This is a genomic window from Amycolatopsis sp. WAC 04197 (assembly GCF_003947475.1).
Classification (GTDB): domain Bacteria; phylum Actinomycetota; class Actinomycetes; order Mycobacteriales; family Pseudonocardiaceae; genus Amycolatopsis; species Amycolatopsis japonica.
Map to the genome: position 1 here is coordinate 171618 of NZ_QHJK01000014.1, position 19282 is coordinate 190899.

Here is a 19282-nt window from a genome sequence, read left to right on the forward strand (position 1 = left end):
AAGAGCGTCAGTGCTGCGGAGCGCCCGCCTGGTCGCTCAGCATGCGGAGGGCGTTCACGAGGCCACCGACGAGGTCGCCTTCCTTGAACGAGGCCACCATGCTGGCCACGGCGAGCTTCGCGCCGCGGTCGGGCAGACGGTGCCGGGCCTGCGAGCCCGTCACGACCTCGATCGCCCGCTGGCCGGGCGACACGGCGATGACGACACCGTCGGCCGCGTTGTCCGTCGAGGCCAGCAAGCCTTCGGCGGTGGCACGGGTGTCCTCGCCGAGGTCGCCCAGGTACACACTGAAGTCCAGGCCGGTCTCACGGCTGGCGAGCGTCAGCGCCTCGTCCAGCCGGGCGAGCTGCTGGGTCGTGAATGGGCTGATCGGACCAGCCGGTTCGTACATCTTGGCGGCGGAAATCCGGCCGCTCGAGGTAACGGCGGCGCCGTAACCGGGCTCTTCGTCAACAGCGGTGGACGAATGGGTCAGTTCACCAGTTGCCACGAGCGCCTCCCGTCACCGTCGCTCCGTCCGCGGCGACGACGGCGGTCGCGCCGCCCTCGTTCGCGTGCGAATGCCTCGCGCCGACACCTTCGGGGTTGGCGCTCCACCACATGGCCGGGTACTCCCACGGCTGCCCCGGCCGGTACCGGGCGACGCCCGCGCCCTTCGACCGCAGCGTGGCCACCCCGCACAGCGCGTAGATGGCCAAGGGGATCACCGCGAAGACCAGGATCGTCTCGACAAGGTTCACGCGCGTGAGCGTATCCGATGGCGTGCGGCCGCACCCGCTCGCACGGCCCCTACCGCTCATCGTCCTCAGGTGGCCGTCCGCCGCTTGCCGCGAAAGCGCTCCCACGTTGGGGCGAAGCCCGCAAGGCCGAAAGGTTGCAACTCAACGTACGGGCGGCCGCACCCGGCGCTGTCGTCTTGTCGCGGCCTTGAAATCCTCGTAGCTTTTTCACCTGTACGGGCCTTGCGCCCAGCTCCCCCACCCCAGCAGGTAACGCACCGGTCGCAGGAGGATATGTCATGCAGAGCACCCAGACACCCGGCCAGGCGATCATCGACGACATTTCGTCACTCTTCGAAATTGGATTCGTCCCCGGTACGCGTGTGACGGCGGGCACACGGGTTACGCGCGGTACTCGCGTCACTCGCGGTACGCGGGTCACCGCCGGAACCAGGGTCACCCGCGGAACCCGCGTCACGCGTGGCACCCGCGTCACCGCCGGAACCCGCGTCACCCGTGGCACGCGAGTCACCCGTGGCACCCGCGTGACGGCGGGCACCCGCGTCACCTGCGGCACGCGTGTCACTCGCGGCACCCGGGTCACCCGTGGCACCCGCGTCACCTGCCAGAGCGACTTCTCTCTCGCCGCCTGAGTCCGAGCGCGACCGGTTTGTAGGGGAACGGCGTACTCGTAGCGAGCTTCACCACGGCGTCATCGGCCCGCCCCGGCCGCCGAAAGGCAGCCGGGGCGCCGACGTGTTCATGGTCGGATCAGGCCGCGGTTCCCAGGTACGGCCGCCACAACGGGTCGGCCTCCTTCGAATGCGCGAGCAGTCGCCAGTGCGGCCCGTGCGGGGCCCTCGGCACGACGCGCAGGCGCCAGCCGATCTCGGAAAGCAGCTTGTCCGCCTTCCGGTGGTTGCACTTGGCGCAACACGCCACGCAGTTCGTCCAGCTGTGGGGCCCTCCGCGACTGCGCGGGACGACGTGGTCGATGGTCTCGGCCCGCCCTCCGCAGTAGGCGCAGCGGTACCGGTCGCGGTGCATCAGCCCGGCCCGGGTCAGCGGCACCTGCGCGCGGTAGGGCACGCGCACGTAGGTACTCAGCCGGATCACCGAAGGCACGGGCAGCGAGACCGTGGCGGCGTGCAGTTCGAGCCCCGCCGGGTCTCCGTGCACCACCTCGGCCTTGCCGCACATCACGAGGACCACCGCGCGCCGCAACGGCAGCGCCGTGAGCGGTTCGAACGTGGCGTTCAACAGCAATACCCGTCTGCGGCCCCACGAAGTCGTAGTGGGTGCCGCCGTAGTCGACGGATCCCGCCCTCTACGCTGTCCGGGCGGGCGGGCAACACCCCCTGGCCGCGTTCCCGGCCCGCCCGGTGGGGCCCCGTGCGAGGGGGCACCTCCCGGATGGGCGCGCAACACGACCTCCGGCGCCTGTCCGGCCACGGCTTGGCTCGGGACGCCGAGGGGGATGGGTTGTCGGTCTGGCACTCGACCACCTCCACCGGTGCAGGCATAGTCGACCACAGATCAGCCCCAAAGTGCACGTGTGTTACTGGACGTGTCACATGCGCGCGACCCGGCGGCCACATGAAGTTGGGTGTTTCGCATCCGCCGGGGCGTGTGGCGTGACCGATCCCCGCCGAGTACGAAAGGACATTTCCTCTCCGTGAACCTGCTGCCCACCGAACCCCCGGCCTGCACGCGCGAAGCCGGGAGCCTGTGCTACCAGGTGTTCCAGGTCACAAAGAACGAATGGCTCTCCGCGTCGGCAGGCTGGCTGCTGACGAAGCCGCTCAGGATCCTGATGATCGTCGCCGTGGCGTTCCTGCTGCGGTACCTGGTGCGGCGCCTGATCAACCGCGTGACGCGGATGCCGAGCGGATCGTCGAAACTGCCCGCCCTGTTGAGACCGCTGCGGGAGAAGGCTCCCGAAGTGCTCGGGTCGGCGGTGATGGAACGGCGCCGTCAGCGCGCCGCCACCATCGGCTCGGTGCTCAAGTCGATGGCCACGTTCCTGATCTACGGCCTCGCGTTCATCCTGGTGCTGGGCGAACTGGGTATCGACCTCGCGCCGATCATCGCTTCGGCGGGCATCGTCGGCGTGGCGCTCGGGTTCGGCGCGCAGAACCTGGTCAAGGACTTCCTGTCCGGCATGTTCATGATGATCGAGGACCAGTACGGCGTCGGTGACGTCGTCGACGTCGGCGAGGCGTCCGGCACCGTCGAGGCCGTCGGCCTCCGGATCACCACCCTGCGTGACATCAACGGCACCGTCTGGTACGTCCGCAACGGCGAGGTGCTGCGGGTCGGCAACTCGAGCCAGGGTTTCGCGGTGGCCGTCGTCGACGTGCCGCTCAGCTACTCCGCCGACGTCGAGAAGGCCACCGAACTGATGGCCGAGAAGGCGAAGACGCTCCTGGAGAGCGAAAGCCTCTCGCCGAACGTGCTGGAACCGCCGGAGATGCTCGGTGTGGAGACCGTCACGCCCGAAGGCATCAAGCTCCGGCTGACGGTGAAGGTCCGGCCGGGCAAGCAGTGGGCCGTGCAGCGCGCGCTGCGGGCGCACCTGCTCGCCGCGCTCGACGAAGCCGGCTTCGAGCCACCGCTGGGGCGCTTTATGTCGTCCGGCCCGGCCTCGCAGTAGGACAAGGGCAGAATGGAGCTGTGTCCGTGACCGAACCTGACCCCACCACCTTGTACGAAGCCATCGGCGGCGAACCGGTGTTCACCCGGATCGTCGCGCGGTTCTACGCCGAAGTGGCGGTCGACGAGGTGCTTCGCCCGCTGTACCCGGAGGAGGACCTCGGCCCGGCCGAGGAGCGTTTCCGGCTGTTCCTCATGCAGTACTGGGGCGGCCCGCACACCTACTCCGACCAGCGCGGTCACCCGCGGCTGCGGATGCGGCACGCCCCGTTCAAGATCGGCCCGATCGAACGCGACGCCTGGTTGCGCTGCATCAAGATCGCGGTCGACGAGGAGCACATCGAGGAGCCCTACCGCGGGCAGCTGTGGGCGTACCTGGAGATGGCCGCCAACAGCATGATGAACAGTTTCGTGTGATGGAACGCGACGTGGCTTGGTGGGCCCAGGCGGTCTTCTACCAGGTCTACGTGCGCTCGTTCGCCGATTCGGACGGGGACGGCGTCGGTGACCTCGAAGGCATCCGCGGCAAGCTCGGGTACCTGGAGCTGCTCGGGGTCGACGCGCTGTGGCTGACGCCGTTCTACCGCTCCCCCATGGCCGATCACGGCTACGACATCGCCGACCCGCGCGACGTCGACCCGATGTTCGGCACCCTCGGCGATTTCGACGTCCTGCTGACCGAGGCGCACAAACGCGGCATCAAGGTCACCGTCGACGTCGTCCCCAACCACACCAGCAACACCCACGCCTGGTTCAAATCGGCGATGGCGGCGCCGCCGGGCAGCCCGGAGCGGGATCGCTACATCTTCCGTGACGGGCTCGGCCCGCGCGGCGACCAGCCGCCGAACAACTGGGTCAGCTCGTTCGGCGGCCCGGCGTGGACCCGGGTGCCGGACGGCCAGTGGTACCTGCACCTGTTCTCCCCGCAGCAACCGGATCTGAACTGGGCCAACCACGAGGTCGCCGCCGACCTGGAGCGGACGCTGCGGTTCTGGCTGGACCACGGCGTGGACGGGTTCCGCATCGACGTCGCGCACGGTATGGCGAAACCGCCGGGCCTGCCGGACATGGACCCGCGGGTGAACCCGCTGGGGCCGAGCGAGTTCTACGATCCGCGCTTCGACAACGACCGCGTCCACGAGATCCACCAGATGATCCGCAAGGTGCTCGACGAATACCCGGGCACCATGGCCGTCGGCGAGATCTGGGTGACCGACGAGGAACGCCTCGCCCGCTATCTGCGGCCGGACGAGCTGCACCTGGCGTTCAACTTCCGGCTCGTCCTCACGCATTTCGACGCGGACGCGCTACGGACGGCCATCGAGCGGTCCCTGGCGGTGCCGAAGGCCGCCGGGGCGCCCGCCACCTGGACGTTGAGCAACCACGACGTCTGGCGCCAGGTCAGCCGGTACGGCGGCGGCGAACGCGGCGTCCGGCGCGCCAGGGCGATGGCACTCGTCGAGCTGGCGCTGCCCGGTGCGGTCTATCTGTACAACGGCGAGGAACTGGGGCTCGGCAACGTCGACATCCCGCCCGACGCGGTCGCGGACCCGCGCGCCAAGATCTCCGGTGCCGAGTTCGGCCGGGACGCGTCACGCGTGCCGCTGCCGTGGGAAGGCGACCTGCCGCCGTTCGGTTTCTCGCGCAATCCGAGGACCTGGCTGCCGATGCCCGCCTCGTGGGCGCCGGTGACCGTCGAAGCGCAGCTGGAGGATCCGGCGTCGACGCTCTCGCTGTACCGGCGGGCGATCGAAATCCGCAAGTCGCACCAGGCTTTCCGCGGGGACGAGCTGGAGTGGTACGGCGCCCCGGCCGGCTGTTTCGCGTTCCGGCGGCGTGGTGGCGGGCTGGTCTGCGCGCTGAACACGTCGGCGAGCCCGATCGCGTTGCCGCCGGGTGAGGTGTTGCTGTCGAGCGTGCCGTTGGTGAACGGGAAACTGCCGCCGGACGCGGCCGCCTGGCTCGTCTGAACCCCTCCCCCGCGTGCAATGAACGGTCCGTTCCTTGCAAAATTTGCAAGGAACGGACCGTTCATGGCGCGTTACCGGGTCAGTTGTTGTTGAAGCCCGGGTGCAGCTTGTACTGCGTCTGGGCGTTGAACTGGTTCTGCCGGACGAGCTTCGCCGGGAAGGTCCGCCAGTCGTTGAGGTCCAGGACGTCCAGGCCCTTCACGATGTCGGACGAGAAGATGTAGCCGTTGTACCAGTACGTCGACCACGTCCCGCCGCCGACGAGCTTCTCGTTCGAGAGCGGGCCCCGCTCCCAGAACGCGATCTCCTTCGGGTTCTTCGCGTCGGTGAAGTCCCACACCGAGACACCGCCCTGGTACCAGGACTGGACCATGATGTCCTTGCCCGGCACCGGGATCAGCGAACCGTTGTGCGCCACGCAGTTCTCGGTCTCGGACTGCAGCCGCGGGATCTTGTAGTAGCTGACGAACTCCAGCTTGCGGTCGTCGCCGCGGCCGGTGATCTGGTAGATGCCGTTGGCACCGCGGGTGGAGCCGAACTTCTCCAGGCAGGTCGCCATCCCGCCGCCGCCGAGTTCGTCGGTGAAGACGATCTTGGTGGCGTCGTTGTTGAAGGTGGCGCTGTGCCAGAACGCGAAGTTCACGTTGTCCTGGACCCGGTTGATGACCCGCGGCTTGAGCCGGTCGGAGATGTCGAGCAGGACGCCGTCACCCATGCAGGCGCCGGCCATCAGGTCCTTCTCCGGGAGCGCCGTGAGGTCGTGGCAACCGGTGGTCGCCGAGCGGCGGGTGCCGTCGGGGTTGGTGCCGCCTTCGTTGCCGCCGTCCGGGAACAGCACCGGCGTCGCGACCAGCGCGGCCTTCGCCGGGTCCTTCACCGGGACCTTGATGATGGACAGCTTGTCGTGCGGCGGCTGGCAGTCGGGCAGGTTCGCCGCGGGCGCGTACGACGAGACGTAGATGTAGACGTCCTTGCCGCGCTTGTCCGGCACCAGGGTGTTGGTGTGCGAACCGCAGTCGGTCTCGATCGCCGCGACGTACTTCGGCGCCGCGAGGTTCGAGATGTCGAAGATCTTGATGCCCTCCCACGCCGACTTCTCCGACGCGGGCTTCGCGACGCTGTTGCACGAGTTGTCGCTGCGCGACGAGTCGGTCGACAGGAAGAGCAGGTCCCCGGAGATCGACACGTCGTTCTGCCCGCCAGGGCACAGGACCTGGCTGACGATCTTCGGGCGGTACGGGTTGCGGACGTCGAAGACGTTGAACCCGTCGTAGGTACCGATGATCGCGTGGCCCTTGGTGAACGCGATGTCGGTGCCGGTCGAGTCCTTGGTGAACGGTCCCTGCTGCGGGACGTTCGCGATCGACCGGAGATTCGGGCTGTGGACGATCTCGTCCACACCCGGGATCGCGGCCGCCGACGGTTCGGCGACGACGGCCGGCGCGGCGAGCGCACTGGAGGCCCCGAGTGCGGCGACCGCGGCCGCCGACACGAAGACCCTGGTCAAGCGACGTTTCAGCCCAGGCTGCAGCACGATATGGCTCTCCTTCCACCCAGCTTTACGCGCACCTTATTCCTTATTTAGGCTCAACAGATACCGACCAACGGAGGAACTCCCGGGATGCGAAAAAGTTTGACATCGGCGCTGGTCGCCGCCGCTTTCCTCGTCTCGGGCTGCACCGGTGACGCGGACCCCGCCGCACCGGCCCAGAGCGCGCCGGTGATCGCCCCCGGCAAACCCGGCGAGCAGGCGAGCACCGGCTCCCGCGGTCCGGTGAACCGCGATCAGCCCAACGAGGCCGACGTCGAGTACATGACGATGATGATCCCCCACCACCAGCAGGCGAAGGTGATGACCGACCTGGTGCCGGGCAAGACGGCCAACGAGCAGATCCGGGCGATCGCCGGGCGGATCTCGGTCGCGCAGGACGGCGAGATCACGATGATGAAGACCTGGCTGGCCGATCGCGGCAAGCCGGTGCCGGGCGAAGGGCACGCGGGCCACGGGGGCGGGCACGATCACGCGCTCATGCCCGGGATGGCGACCGAGGCCCAGCTGGCGGATCTGCGCGCGGCGAACGGGGCGGCGTTCGAAAAGCTGTTCCTCGACCTGATGATCGCGCACCACCAGGGCGCGCTGACCATGGCCGAAGCCCAGCTCGGCAAGGGCGTGGAGATCAAGGCGCAGGAGATGGCGCAGGAGGTCATCACCGGCCAGACCGCCGAGATCGAGCGCATGAAAGCGATGCGCGGAAAGCTCTAAGCCTCGCGTTTCGTCCTCTGAATGCGGTAGTTCGTAACGCCAACTACCGCATTCAGAGGACGAAACGCGGGAGTCAGGCGTCGCCGGAAGAGCCCATGTCGCCGAAACCGGAGTCGCCGGAGTCGTCGTCGAGGGTGCCCGAGACGATCCAGGTCGCCAGCGCGGCGGCCTGGACGTAGGGCGCCGCCTTCGCCGCGGCCCGTCCGGCGCTCTTGGCGCGGCCCCACTTCTCCGGGCGTTCGGCGCGTTCGGGCGCCTCCTCACCCGGCGGGCGCTCGGTCCGCCACGGCGTCTCCTCCGGCCGGACCTCGGCGAGGAAGTCCGCGGTGGGGTCGTCCCCGTCCTTATCGTTCATGGAGACAGCATGACGCCGCGGGCGGCCGGAAGCCACCCGCGGCGTCATGCGGTAAGAAACCCGTCAGAACAGCAGCGGCAGGAGCGCGTGGCGGCGCTTGAGGACGGCGCCGTAGCGGGCGTCGATGCGCATCCACGAATCCGTCGCGGTCACCCGGACGACGTCGCCGTCGATCGACGAGTCCACGAAACCCATCCCCGACAACGCGAACAGGCACCGCATCTGGACCTTGATCTCCAGCTCGTTGCCCGAAACGGTGAGCACCGCCTGGTCCATCAGCGACGCGGGCGGCGTGCCGTGCGGGCCCACGTTGTCGCGCGCGAGGGTGACCCCGCGATCGGCCAGCTCCGAGATCACCGTCGCCGGCAGTTCGTCCACCAGCTGCCAGCGGCCCGGCGCGGGCAGCTCGGAATGCCACATCAGATCGCGGGCGGGGCCCGGATCCATCCGCTCGCCGCCGGCGACGGTCAGCGCGGCGAGCAGCTCGTTCCCGGACACGGTGATGTCCGACGGCGTGATGTCACCGGCGACGGCCCTGGTGGCCAGGACCTCGAACGGCGTCGCGCACCACGCCTCGACGACACCGTCACCCCGCTGCCGCAACCGCACCAGCGTGTTCTGGTCGAGCCGGACCGCCCTGGCCACGAACGCGCCGAGCGTTTCGCGGTCGCCCGGGTCCGGGATGACGAGCTCAGGCATCCGCGAACCCCTTCTCCAGGAAGGCACGTTCGTCCTCGGTCAGCCGGCGGGGCCGCTCGGACGCGGTGTCGAACGGCGCGAGCACCGTCTCGGCGGTGACCGCGACCTTGTCGGCCTCGGCGGGCCCGGAATGCACCCGGTAGCCGAGGGTGAAGCTGGCGTGCTTCAAGTCCTTCAACGAGATCTCCACCCGGATGTCCTGATCGGACACCACGATCGGCGAACGGTAATGGACGGCCAGCTTCACCACCACGATGCCCTTCGGCAGTTCGGTGAGCCCGGCGCGGACGGCGTCCCCGAACAACAGCGGGATCCGTGCCTCTTCGAGCAGGGTCACCATGTTCGCGTGGTTGACGTGCCCGTAGACGTCCATATCCGACCAGCGCGGCCGGATCAGGGAAATGTAGCTCACTACCTCACCGTGCTCCGGATTTGCCTAGCCGCCACCGACAGTGTCGCCAGGTCGAGCTTGCCGAACTGGCTGATCTCGTCCAGCGCGACCCGGGCCCGCTGCAGCCTCGAGGCGTTCGTCTTCTCCCAGTGGGCGATCTTCTCGTCCGGGTCGGTGCCCGAATCGCTGTGCCGCAAGGCGTCCAGCGTGATCGTCCGCAGGGAACCGTAGACGTCGTCCCGCAGCGCCAGCCGCGCGAGCGCGTGCCAGCGGTTGCCGCGTTCGAGACCGCTGATCGACGTCAGCATCTTGTCGATGCCGAGGTGGTCGGAAAGCGCGTAGTACAGGCCCGCCGTCTCCGTCGGGGTGTGCACCGCGTCGATCCCCGCCTGCTGCTCGGCCAGCTCCGCGACGTCGGTGACGTCGAGCAGGCCGTAGGTGTGCAGCAGCAGCGCCACCCGTCCGGCGAGTTCCGCCGGGACGCCCTTCCCGATCAGCCGCTCGGTGTTCGCGTCCACCGAAGCGCACTCGACACCGCGAAGCAGTTCGTGCGCCCTCGGGGCCAGCTCGCCGACGACCCGGCCGAACCGGTTGATCTCGGCGAGCGGGGCCAGCGGCTGCGGCCGGTTGGTGAGGAACCAGCGAGCGGCGCGGTCGAGCAGCCTGCGGGTCTCCAGCATCATCTCGTCGGCGACCTCGGTCGGCACGACGTTGTCCAGCGCGTCGATCTGGGCCCACAGCGAAGGCAGGTCGTACACGTGGGTGACCACGGCGTACGCGCGGACGGCGTCGGTCGCGGTCGCGTTCATCTCCTCCATCAGGCGGAAGACGTACGAGATCCCGGCGCCGTCGACGACCTCGTTGGCCACCATCGTCGTGATGATCTCGCGCTTCAGCGGGTGCTGGAAGATCGCGTCGCCGAAGCGCTCCCGAAGCGGCTTCGGGAAGTACTCGGGCAGGCGGCGTGAGAACACCTCGGAGTCCGGCAGTTCACTGGCCAGCAGCTCGTCCTTGAGGTCGAGCTTGACGTGCGCGAGCAGCGTCGCCAGTTCCGGCGAGGTGAGACCCTCGCCCGCCTTCTCCAGCGCGCGGAACTCCGCCGAACTCGGCAGCGCTTCGAGCTTGCGGTCGAAGGCGCCCTTCGCGACGAGCGCCGCGACGAGCCGCTGGTGCACCGAGACCATCGGGCCGGCGTGCGCCCGGCTGACCCCGAGCACCGCGTTCTGCCGGTAGTTGTCGGCCAGCACGAGCTCGCCGACCTCGTCGGTCATCTGCTCGAGCAGTTCGTTGCGCTGCTCGGCGTCCAGCGATCCGGTCGAGACCAGGTGGTCCAGCAGGATCTTGATGTTGACCTCGTGGTCGGAGCAGTCCACGCCGGCGGAGTTGTCGAGCGCGTCGGTGTTGATCTTGCCGCCCGCGCGGGCGAACTCGATCCGGCCGAGCTGGGTCAGGCCCAGGTTCCCGCCCTCGCCGACGACCTTGACGCGAAGCTGGTTGCCGTTGACGCGCAGGGCGTCGTTGGCCTTGTCGCCCGCGTCCGCGTGGGTCTCGTTCTCGGCCTTGACGTAGGTGCCGATGCCGCCGTTCCACAGCAGCTCGACCGGCGCCAGCAGGATCGCCTGCATCAGGTCGTTGGGCGCCAGTTTCGTGACGTCCTCGCCGAGGCCGAGCGCCTCGCGGACCTGCGGGCTGACCGGGATCGTCTTCGCCGACCGCGAGTAGATCCCTCCGCCCTCGCTGATCAGCGAGCGGTCGTAGTCCTCCCACGACGAACGAGGCAGATCGAACAGCCTGCGCCGCTCGGCGAACGACGTCGCCGAATCCGGGTTCGGGTCGAGGAAGATGTGCATGTGGTTGAAGGCGGCCACGAGCCGGATGTGCTTCGAGAGCAGCATCCCGTTGCCGAAGACGTCACCCATCATGTCGCCGATGCCGACGACGGTGAAGTCCTCGGTCTGGGTGTCCTTGCCCAGCTCGCGGAAGTTGCGTTTGACGCTCTCCCAAGCGCCCTTCGCGGTGATGCCCATGGCCTTGTGGTCGTAGCCGACCGAGCCACCGGACGCGAAGGCGTCGCCGAGCCAGAACCCGTAGTTCGCCGAGACCTCGTTCGCGATGTCGGAGAACTTCGCGGTGCCCTTGTCCGCGGCGACCACGAGGTAGCTGTCGTCGCCGTCGTGGCGGACCACGCGCGGCGCCGGGACGGTCTTGCCCTCGACGCGGTTGTCGGTCACGTCGAGCAGGCCGGAGATGAACATCCGGTAGCAGGCGATGCCCTCGTTCAGCTGGGCGTCGCGGTCCAGACCGGGGTCGCCCGTGGCCGTCGGCGGGCGCTTCACGACGAAGCCACCCTTCGCGCCGACAGGCACGATGACCGCGTTCTTGACCGCCTGCGCCTTGACCAGGCCGAGGATCTCCGTGCGGAAGTCCTCCCGGCGGTCGGACCACCGCAGGCCACCGCGCGCGACGTCACCGAAGCGCAGGTGCACACCCTCGATGCGGGGCGAGTACACGAAGATCTCGTACTTCGGCCGCGGCTCGGGCAGCTCGGGCACCGCGCTCGGGTCGAGTTTGAGCGCCAGGTACGGGCGGGAGTTCCCGTCCTCGTCGGTGACGTGGTAGTTCGTCCGCAGCGTGGCGAGGATGACCGACATCAGCCGCCGCAGGATCCGGTCCTCGTCGAGGCTCGTCACCTCGTCGACCAGCTTGCCGATCTCGGTGGTGAGCTGATCGGCCTGCGACGCGCGCGCTTCGTCGCCGAGCGCGAGGTCGAAGCGGGTCTCGAACAGCCGCACCAGCGCGGTGGCGATGTCGGTGTGCGCGAGGACGGTGTTCTCGATGTACTCCTGCGAGAACGGGATCTTCGTCTGGCGCAGGTACCGCGAATAGGCCCGCAGGATGGCCGCCTGGCGCCAGGTGAGCCCGGCGCGCAGGACGAGACCGTTGAAGCCGTCGACCTCGCAGTCGCCGCGCCAGGCGGCGTGGAAGGCGTCCTGGAAGCGGGTGCGCAGGTCGCTGTCCGCGTGGTCGAGGACCTGCGGGTCGATCCGCAGGCCGAAGTCGTAGATCCAGGACCGGCCGCCGTCCTCGCGGCGCAGTTCGTACGGCCGCTCGTCGACGACCTCGACACCCATCCGCTGCAGGACCGGGAGCACCTGGGAGAGGGTGACGCCCTCTCCGCGCAGGTACAGCTTGAAGCGCCGCTCCCCCGCCTCGGCGTCGGCCGGCAGGTAGAACGACATCGACAGGTCGCCCTCGTCGGTCAGCGACTCCAGGGCGCGGAGGTCCGCCAGCGCTTCGAGCGCGGTGAAGTCCTCCTTGTAGCCCTCGGGGAACACCGCGGCGAACCGCTGCCCCTGCTCGCCCGCGGACTCCTCGACCAGCAGGCCGATCGCGACGCCGCTGTCCCCGGCGCGCTCACGGCGCTCGGCGAGGATCGCCTCGACCATCCGGTCGTCCCAGCTGCGCACGGCTTCGTTGAGCCGTTCCTGGATGCGCAGGGTGTCCGGTTCGGACCGCTGCGACGGATCGGTGTGCACGATGAAGTGCACCTGCGCGAGCACGGTCTCGCCGATACGCGCGCTGTACTCCAGTTGCGTGCCTTCGAGTTCTTCGAGCAGGACCTCCTGCATCGCGAGCCGCGAACGGGTCGTGTAGCGGTCGCGCGGGAGGTACACGAGGCACGAGTAGAAACGGCCGTACGGGTCGCGGCGCAGGAACAGGCGCAGCCGTCTGCGATCCGAAAGCGTGATCGCGCCCGTCGTCGTCGAGTACAGCGAGTCCGTGTCGGCCGAGAACAGGTCCGCGCGCGGCCAGTTCTGCAGGACTTCGAGCATCCGCTGGCCGGAGAAGGACTCCATCGGGAAGCCCGCGCGGTGGATGACCTCGCGGACCCGGTTGCAGACCACCGGGATGTCGAGCACGTTCTCGTGCAGCGCGGTGGTGGTGAACATGCCGAGGAACCGGTGCTCGCCGGTGACGTTCCCGTTGTCGTCGAACGTTTTCACGCCGACGTAGTACGGATACACCGGGCGGTGCACGGTGGACGGCGCGCTCGCCTGGGTCAGCACCAGCAGCGTCGGCGCGAGCGCGGAGGCCGCGGTGTCCGGGCCGGCGGTGAGGCTGCGCGCGGCCAGGCTGTCCTGGCGCAGCACGCCCAGCCCGGTGGCGAGGACCGCGCGCAGGGCGGGCTCTTCGCTGTCCGGGTGCGGGTTGTCGATCAGCTCGTAACGGCGGTAGCCCAGGAAGGTGAAGTGGCCCTCGGCCAGCCAGCGCAGCAGCCGGGCGCCTTCCGCGACCTCGTTGGCGGGCAGCCGCGGCGGGTTCCCGTCCAGCTCGTCGGCGAGACGGCGCGCCGTCTCCGTCATCTTGTCGGTGTCCTCGACGACCTCGCGGACGTCACCCAGGACCGACGACAGCCGGTTGTCCAGCTCGCGGGCCCGGTTCGGGTCCGTGACCAGGTCGATCTCGATGTACATCCACGACTCGGCCGCCGAATTCGCCGGCGGCTCCGCCGGGTCGGCGTCCGGGTGGACCTCCAACAGCTCACCGGTCAGATCCCGGCTCACCACGACGATGGGGTGCACGATTCGCTGCACCTGCACCCCGTCCCGCGCGAACTCGGCCGCGACGGAATCCACCAGGTACGGCATGTCGTCCGTGACGACCTGGACGACGGTGGCTTCACGCGTCCAGCCGTCTTCGGGGCCCGTCGGGTTCAGCAACCGCACCGCGGGACGGCCGGGCATCCGGTCCTTCGCGAGCTGCAGATGCGAGCGGACGGCGCCGACGAGGTCGACCGGGTCGTCACCGAGAATCTCTTCGGCCGGGATGTGCCGGTAGTACAGGCGGATCAGGTCGCCGATCTCCGGGGCGTACGCCGCGGCGGCGTCGATCAGGTCGTCCCGGATCTGCTCCGGGTTCGCCGACCGGCGCCGGGCGCCATCCTCGGTGCCGACATCTTTTCCGGGCAGGGACGAGACTCCCGTCGAGCTCATTTGAGGCAACTCTCCACTGTAGCGAGATTGACACCGCGACCGGCACGACTCTGTACCGGCCCAGACCCAACCTACAGCTCCGGACAGTCGGCTCCACAAGGCCGGGTCATTCCCGCCCGTCGAAGATTTCCCTGCTCAGATACCGGAATCGCCGTGATCGGTTCAGCTACTCGCCGGTCACATCGGCGGTCTGTCCGGACCCTTCCACGCCTCGCCGCACCGGGGTGACCAGCACCCATTGCCGCGTGATGCCCCGACGGGCGACCTGAGCGGGTCAGCTGAATCGTTCAAGCCGAGCGCGGCTCCCACCGAGGTGAGCAAGGGACCTTTGCTACCGCGGGTTCAGTCGCTCCCGTTGGCGCGGTGCCGGTCGTGCCCGTTGACCGGACGCTTTCCCGAGTCCTGGGAACCGAGCTGCTTCACGAGCGCGGCGGCGCTGGCGGTGCCCGCCTGATGCTCGGCGAGCGCGCGGGCGAGCAGGTCGGCGAGGCCGGCGTCCGGCGGCGGTTCCTCCTCCGCGATCGCGCGGGCGTAGCTCTCCGGGAACGGCGTGATCGGCCGCCAGGAACCGGTGTCGGTCAGCGGGTCCAGCGCGGGCGGCATCCGCAACCGCGGCAACCAGGGATCCGCGACCTCTTCCTTGGCGGCCGGACGGGCGTTCTCCTGAGTCCGCGGTGGCGCGGGATCTTCCCGAGGAGGCGGGGCGAGCGGGACGGCGGGCTCGCGGTACTCGACCGGCGGCTGTTCCCGGCGTGTCCCGGCGCGTTCTTCGGCGACGGGTTCGGGGTGCACGGGATCCGCGGCGCCGTCCGCACGGCGACGGCCGCCGCCCTGTCCACCGGAGCTCGAGATCCCGAGCCGGTCCAGCACCGATTTCGCCGCCACGGAACCGTGTTCGGCGTCGTGCCTGGTCTTGCGCGAGGCGGGCGCCGACGACCGGCGGGCCCGCTCTTCGGCCGCCCATTCGTCGCTCTCCCACAACGGGGCGGCGGTGCCGGGCGGACGCGGCGGCGTGGCCTCCGCCGTCATCCGCGGCCGGGGCTCGGCGGCGGGCTCGGGTGCGAGAAGCAGTTCGGGGACGACGGGTTCCGAGGCGGCCGCGGGCACCGGCTCCTCGGTCCGGGCGGGCGCTTCGGCTTCGGCCCGCCACCGTGCGGCCGGCGCCGGGGTTTCGGGATGAGCGACCACGGGTTCGGCGGCGGTCTCACGCGCCGCAGGCGTCTCCGGACGACGGCGGCGCCCAGGCTCCGGCTCGGGACGCGACACCGGCGCGGGTTCCGGTTTCGGCGGCGGCATCAGTTTCGGCGCGGCGGGTTCGGCCTTGGGCTCGAACCTGATCGACGGTTTGACCTTCTTCGGCACCCGGCGACGCCAGTCGCTGTCGGACTCCGCCACTTCCCGTGCGGGCTCCGGACGGGACGGCGGCTTCAACACCGGTGCTTCGCTCTTTTCGGCGACCGGCGCCGCTGGCCTCTCCACCGGACGCGGCGGCTCGGCGGGACGTGCGGGCTCGGCGGGAGGCGCGGGCTCCGCGGGGCGTGCGGGTACCGACGCGCGCGCAGGCTCGACCGGCGTATGCCGCACCGGCGCGGGCTCCGGCTGCCTGGTCTGCCGCACGGGCTGCGACTCACGACGAACCGGCGGCTCGGCCGCGGCCCGTTTCGGCGGTGCCGCCACGTCGATCGGCGGGATTACCGCGGTCACCTCGGCCGGTTCCGGCGCCGGAACTGCCGACCGCGCGGCCACGGCCCGCAAGACGTCGTCGAGGTCGACAGCGGCGTTCTCGGCCGAGCCGAACTCGCCGACCAGGACGTTGCACGCCTGCCTGCGCGCGCGGGCGTGCAGATGCTCGGCGGCCCGCGAACGGTGCAGGCAGCCGATGGCCTCTTCGGCCCGGCCCAGCCGTTCCTCGATCTGCGCGAGCTCCAGCCACAGCCGTGCCGTGACGGCGTGCAGGTTGTGGTCACCGGTCCCGGCGACCGCCTCACGGACGAGCATTCCGGCGGCCTCGCCGGATCCCGCGGGCAGCAGGACCCGGGTGGCCACCGCCAGCCGCAGCCAGGCGGCGGGCGCGATCCCCGCGGCCCGGACGGGGGCGTCGAGGATCGGCTGCGCGACCTCCAGCGCCATCTCCGTGTCGCCCCGGTCCAGCAACGTGCAGACGAGTTGCAGGATCAGCCTGATCCGGACGAGACCGCCGTCGTCGTCCGGGTTTCCGAGCTTTTCGAGCATGCCCAGCCCGGTCCGCGCGGCATCGGCGGCCGCCGTCAGGTCTCCGTGCCGACGGCGGTGCGCCGACACCCCGACCCGCAACATCGCGCGGATCAGCAGCTGCGAGTCCGCCGTCATCGAGCCGTCGCCGAGCACGAGCTTGTCCGCCTCGGCGAGCACCCGGTCCAGTTCCGCCTTCCGGCCGAACTGCGCCAGGCAGCCGACGAGGTGACACAACGCCTCGGCCCGGTGCGCCGGCGAAACCGCCGGATCCGCCAGCAACGGACGCAACGCGGCCAGCCCCGTCAGCGGGATGCCGACGCTGCGCGCGCAGACCGCCAGGTCGATCCTCAGCCGGGCGGCGATGTCGCCGTAGCCCGCGTGTTCCGCGGCACGCAGGGCGGCCACGGCGCGGCCGACCGTCCGGGGACGGCTACCGAGCCGCACCCGGGCGCTCACCACGAGGCTTTCCGCACGGATCCACTGCTCGTCGGCTCCGGCGGCCTCGGCGAGCGCTGCCGCGCGCTCCCCGAGGACCAGGGCGAGCTCGGGCGCCCTCAGGTGCAGGGCGTCCGCGCGTTCGATCAACCTGCCGACAGCGGACAGGGTTCCCCCGGTGGCAGCCGTCCGCCCACCCACCATGGTGGTGGGCGAGCCCGGCCGTTGGCGCTTGCTGGCTTCCACGGGGAACCCCCGGCCCTCAGTCGCGGGTCAGCTTGCGATGGGTGACGCGGTGCGGACGAGCCGCCTCGGCACCGAGACGCTCGACCTTGTTCTTCTCGTAGCCCTCGAAGTTACCTTCGAACCAGAACCATTGCGAGGGGTTCTCGTCCGTGCCTTCCCAGGCGAGGATGTGCGTCGCGACCCGGTCGAGGAACCACCGGTCGTGCGAGATGACCACGGCGCAGCCGGGGAACTGCTCGAGAGCGTTCTCCAGCGAGCCCAGGGTCTCGACGTCCAGGTCGTTCGTCGGCTCGTCGAGCAGGATCAGGTTCCCGCCCTGTTTGAGGGTCAGCGCCAGGTTCAGCCGGTTGCGCTCACCACCGGAGAGCACGCCCGCCGGCTTCTGCTGGTCCGGGCCCTTGAAACCGAACGCGCTGACGTAGGCACGCGAGGGCATTTCGGTCTGCCCGACGTGGATGTAGTCCAGCTTGTCCGAAACCACCTCCCATACCGTCTTCTTCGGGTCGATCCCGCCGCGGTTCTGGTCCACATAGGACAGTTTGACCGTCTCGCCGATCTTGACCCGGCCGTCGTCCGGCTCCTCGAGCCCGACGATCGTCTTGAACAGGGTCGTCTTGCCGACACCGTTCGGCCCGATCACGCCGACGATGCCGTTGCGCGGCAGGTCGAACGACAGCCCGTCGATGAGCACGCGGTCGTCGAAACCCTTGCGCAGCTTCTCGACCTCGACGACCACGCTGCCCAGCCGGGGCCCCGGCGGGATCTGGATCTCTTCGAAGTCGAGCTTGCGGTGCTTGTCCGCCTCCGCGGCCATCTCCTCGTAGCGGTCGAGCCGGGACCGCGACTTGGTCTGACGCGCCTTGGCGTTGGACCGGACCCATTCGAGCTCGGACTTCAGGCGCTTCGCGAGCTTGGCGTCCTTCTTGCCCTGGACCTCGAGGCGCTCGCGCTTCTTCTCCAGGTACGTCGAGTAGTTGCCCTCGTAGCCGACCACGCGGCCGCGGTCGAGCTCCATGATCCACTGCGCGACGTTGTCCAGGAAGTACCGGTCGTGCGTGACGGCGAGGACGGCGCCGGCGTAGTTCGCCAGGAACTGTTCCAGCCACAGCACGCTTTCGGCGTCCAGATGGTTGGTGGGCTCGTCGAGGAGCAGCAGGTCGGGCGCGGACAGGAGCAGCTTGCACAGCGCGACCCGGCGGCGCTCACCACCGGAGAGGTGGGTGACCGGCTCGTCCGGCGGCGGGCAGCGCAGGGCGTCCATCGCCTGCTCGACCGTGGAGTCGATCTCCCACGCGTCGGCGTGGTCGAGCTCCTCCTGGAGCTTGCCCATCTCCTCCATCAGCTCGTCGCTGTAGTCGGTCGCCATGAGCTCGGCGACCTCGTTGAAGCGGTTGAGCTTGACCTTGATGTCGCCAAGGCCCTCTTCGACGTTCTCGCGGACGGTCTTTTCCTCGTTGAGTTCCGGCTCCTGCATGAGGATGCCGACGCTGGCGCCAGGCTGGAGGAAGGCTTCGCCGTTACTGGCCTGCTCGATCCCCGCCATGATCTTCAGAACGGTGGACTTACCCGCGCCGTTCGGCCCCACCACGCCGATCTTGGCGCCGGGGTAGAACGCGGTGCTGACGTCGTCGAGGATGACCTTGTCCCCGACGGTCTTGCGCACCTTCTTCATGGTGTAGATGAACTCGGCCATACAAGCGATCGTAGAGCGAGCCGATCGCGGCCTTGACGGCGGTCACCACCGAGCTACCGACAGTCAGCCCGATATCACTGAGTGAGCACCGGCACCTCACGCCACGGGTGCGTCCTCCAGCGCGATGACCATGGGATTCCCCGCGGGCGGCGGGGCCGACGGGATCGCCCTGGGCCGATCCCGTCCCATCCGGTGGATCTCGGCCGAGCACCGCGCGAGGTTGGGGCCGATGGAGAAGGCCTCAAGCTCAGGTAGACCCAGAGGTGCCGGGATCTCCTCCGCCGTCTCCGCGCCGCGCAGCCGCCCGGCCACGATCACCGGGTCGCCTTTGCTCAGGCAGGAGAACGCCGCCATCGCCAGCTTGCGCCAGCAGGTGACCTTGACCGCGAGTTGCCGCCCCTCGCCCCACTCGCCTCTTTCCTTGTCGTACCGGCGTTCGACACTCCGCAAGCCGAACGACACGACGTCGTGCCCGTGCACCCGCTCCGGATGGTGGACCGGTTCGCTGGTCAGGTTGCCGATCATGGTCACCCACGTTTCGCCCATCGCCATCACACTCGCCCTTCTCCTCGTTCCGGGACTTTCCCGTCCGTGATCACAGACTGCCGCGGATCGAGGGCGGAAAAGGGACGTGAACCGGATCTGTGGACA

16 protein-coding genes are annotated in these 19282 nt (G+C 69.5%); 5 read left to right on the plus strand and 11 right to left on the minus strand.

The features are described 5' to 3' along the window. Positions 1 to 7: 7 nt before the first annotated feature. Positions 8 to 490, minus strand: a complete 483-nt coding sequence (locus tag DMC64_RS38145; protein ID WP_038517360.1) for a DUF5130 family protein — start codon at positions 488 to 490, stop codon at positions 8 to 10. After that, positions 477 to 740, minus strand: coding sequence for a hypothetical protein (locus tag DMC64_RS38150; RefSeq protein WP_125737486.1), 264 nt, complete (start codon positions 738 to 740; stop codon positions 477 to 479). The genes DMC64_RS38145 and DMC64_RS38150 overlap by 14 nt, the downstream gene beginning before the upstream one ends. Before the next feature lie 278 nt (positions 741 to 1018). Between DMC64_RS38150 and DMC64_RS38155 the strand changes: the two genes are divergently transcribed. After that, a complete protein-coding gene (locus DMC64_RS38155; RefSeq protein ID WP_016332309.1) occupies positions 1019 to 1372 on the plus strand; it encodes a hypothetical protein in 354 nt (117 codons plus the stop codon). Between the two features lie 118 nt (positions 1373 to 1490). Here DMC64_RS38155 and DMC64_RS38160 read toward each other — a convergent pair whose 3' ends face one another. Further along, entirely contained in the window at positions 1491 to 1985 is a 495-nt protein-coding gene (locus tag DMC64_RS38160) for an HNH endonuclease (RefSeq protein ID WP_007034711.1), read from the minus strand. A gap of 409 nt (positions 1986 to 2394) precedes the next feature. On the opposite strand from DMC64_RS38160, the gene DMC64_RS38165 reads away from it, so the two are divergent. The 3 genes from DMC64_RS38165 to DMC64_RS38175 are packed head-to-tail and all read left to right on the plus strand — an operon-like array spanning position 2395 to position 5341. Next, entirely contained in the window at positions 2395 to 3372 is a 978-nt protein-coding gene (locus tag DMC64_RS38165) for a mechanosensitive ion channel family protein (RefSeq protein ID WP_037347637.1), read from the plus strand. A gap of 20 nt (positions 3373 to 3392) precedes the next feature. Next, positions 3393 to 3788 (plus strand): globin, encoded by a 396-nt coding sequence (locus tag DMC64_RS38170; RefSeq protein ID WP_037347639.1) that lies wholly within the window; start codon positions 3393 to 3395, stop codon positions 3786 to 3788. Continuing rightward, entirely contained in the window at positions 3788 to 5341 is a 1554-nt protein-coding gene (locus DMC64_RS38175) for a glycoside hydrolase family 13 protein (RefSeq protein WP_125737487.1), read from the plus strand. Before DMC64_RS38170 ends, DMC64_RS38175 begins: the two co-directional genes overlap by 1 nt. Positions 5342 to 5420: 79 nt before the next feature. Here the strand turns inward: DMC64_RS38175 and DMC64_RS38180 are convergent, their stop codons facing one another. Continuing rightward, positions 5421 to 6875 (minus strand): LVIVD repeat-containing protein, encoded by a 1455-nt coding sequence (locus tag DMC64_RS38180; protein WP_125737488.1) that lies wholly within the window; start codon positions 6873 to 6875, stop codon positions 5421 to 5423. An 87-nt stretch (positions 6876 to 6962) separates the two neighbouring features. Here DMC64_RS38180 and DMC64_RS38185 point away from each other — a divergent pair, with 87 nt between their 5' ends. Further along, on the plus strand, positions 6963 to 7604 hold the full coding sequence (locus DMC64_RS38185; protein ID WP_125737489.1) for a DUF305 domain-containing protein: 642 nt from the start codon (positions 6963 to 6965) through the stop codon (positions 7602 to 7604). Between the two features lie 73 nt (positions 7605 to 7677). Here the strand turns inward: DMC64_RS38185 and DMC64_RS38190 are convergent, their stop codons facing one another. From DMC64_RS38190 to DMC64_RS38225, 7 genes are all read right to left on the minus strand, one after another. Further along, on the minus strand, positions 7678 to 7959 hold the full coding sequence (locus tag DMC64_RS38190) for a hypothetical protein (protein WP_125737490.1): 282 nt from the start codon (positions 7957 to 7959) through the stop codon (positions 7678 to 7680). A gap of 63 nt (positions 7960 to 8022) precedes the next feature. Continuing rightward, on the minus strand, positions 8023 to 8658 hold the full coding sequence (locus tag DMC64_RS38195) for a hypothetical protein (RefSeq protein WP_125737491.1): 636 nt from the start codon (positions 8656 to 8658) through the stop codon (positions 8023 to 8025). After that, a complete protein-coding gene (locus DMC64_RS38200) occupies positions 8651 to 9070 on the minus strand; it encodes a thioesterase family protein (protein ID WP_038517375.1) in 420 nt (139 codons plus the stop codon). The genes DMC64_RS38195 and DMC64_RS38200 overlap by 8 nt, the downstream gene beginning before the upstream one ends. Next, positions 9070 to 14043: an NAD-glutamate dehydrogenase gene (locus DMC64_RS38205; RefSeq protein ID WP_125737492.1), complete on the minus strand. Its 4974-nt coding sequence runs from the start codon at positions 14041 to 14043 to the stop codon at positions 9070 to 9072. Before DMC64_RS38205 ends, DMC64_RS38200 begins: the two co-directional genes overlap by 1 nt. A gap of 342 nt (positions 14044 to 14385) precedes the next feature. Then, a complete protein-coding gene (locus DMC64_RS38215; RefSeq protein WP_125737493.1) occupies positions 14386 to 16938 on the minus strand; it encodes a hypothetical protein in 2553 nt (850 codons plus the stop codon). Positions 16939 to 16954: 16 nt separating this feature from the next. Next, entirely contained in the window at positions 16955 to 18631 is a 1677-nt protein-coding gene (gene ettA, locus DMC64_RS38220) for an energy-dependent translational throttle protein EttA (RefSeq protein WP_007034699.1), read from the minus strand. Positions 18632 to 18727: 96 nt separating this feature from the next. After that, complete coding sequence (locus DMC64_RS38225) at positions 18728 to 19177, minus strand: single-stranded DNA-binding protein (protein ID WP_233629969.1); 450 nt, start codon at positions 19175 to 19177, stop codon at positions 18728 to 18730. Positions 19178 to 19282 lie beyond the last annotated feature (105 nt).